The sequence below is a fragment of the Bacteroides sp. MSSM.1001136sp1_RTP21357st2_D2_RTP21359_211015 genome (genome assembly GCF_040913205.1).
Lineage (GTDB): Bacteria > Bacteroidota > Bacteroidia > Bacteroidales > Bacteroidaceae > Bacteroides > Bacteroides ovatus.
Map to the genome: position 1 here is coordinate 1 of NZ_JBDFVF010000093.1, position 1,222 is coordinate 1,222.

A 1,222-nucleotide genomic window follows, 5' to 3' on the forward strand; every position below is an offset into this window, starting at 1 on the left:
AGGTGGGTTCTATCAATTCCATTTTTTATTTCTTGCATAAGGCAGCAGAACCCTTTAACTGTCTTGAGCAAGATAATCTTGCGTAAAGTTAAGCAATTTAATCTACCCCCCCAAAAAAAATGAGGGATTTTTGCATTTTTGAGGATACACCCCGTCTCTTTTTATTGGGCAATCGCCAATTCACGTTTATTGCACACAATCTGGATGTAGCGGAAGATGTTGTAGGTCAAATTTGTCATCGCCACATTCGCCTTCGCCCGTACAATCCCTATTGTCCTGACAATAAGGCCGTGCATACTTTGCTCTTCAAAACCGAATACGTGCTCGACAAGGCAACGGGTCTTGGACTTGCGCCTGTTCTCAGCCTTCTGTTTTTCTGTCAGAGGATGATTCCGACGGCCTTTCTCGCAGATTATCGGATTCATGCCATGCTCCTTCACGGTTGACTCCTGCCCGGCATATCCTGCGTCAAGATACAAATCCTTATCCTTGTCTGACTCATCAAGCAGCTGCTCAAAACCTTTGGAATCATGCACATTGGCAGGCGTTGTTGCATACGAGAGGATTACCTTGTTGCCTTTGTCTACCTTGACATGCTGCTTGTAGCCGTAAAACGTGTCACCGCGCTTCTTCGTCCAACGGGCATCCACATCCTTATGGAATTTCTTGTGAGGATTGTCATTCCACAGTTCGTCGCCCTTGCCCTCCTTTATCTTCGCATTCTCCTCACGAGTGTTGCGCTGGCGTGGGGCAACGACAAAACTGGCATCTATGATCCGCCCCTCGTTGAACTGAAGGCCCTTGGCCTCCATGAACGTACGGAAGTCTTCAAACAACTTGTCATACGCACCGACGGACGTGAGGGCTTCGCGATACTTCCAGATTGTCTTCTCGTCCGGTACATCATCCACGTTCTCTATCCCCAGAAAAGCGCGGAAACTGGTGCGGTCCACTATCTGATATTCTATCTGATGGTCACTCAGGCCATAGTAACGCTGGAGAAACAGTATCTTGAACATCAACACACAATCTATGGGAGGACGCCCGGCATTGCCCTTACGCTCGCCTGTGAACAGAGAGGCTTCCAATGTCGGACGGAATATCTCAAAGTCCACCAATGACGACAGTCTCTCTAGTGGGTTGCCTATCACGTTAAGGCGAGACGATTGATTCTCGGATTCAAACACACTTTTATAGCGTAACTTGCGATAGCGGCTTAACT

1 protein-coding gene is annotated in these 1,222 nt (G+C 47.9%); it reads right to left on the minus strand.

Annotated elements, in window-relative coordinates:
* Positions 1-161: 161 nt before the first annotated feature.
* The coding region (locus AB5217_RS24890; RefSeq protein WP_368117404.1) for an IS5-like element IS1168 family transposase at positions 162-1,222 on the minus strand (1,061 nt) is incomplete at its 5' end.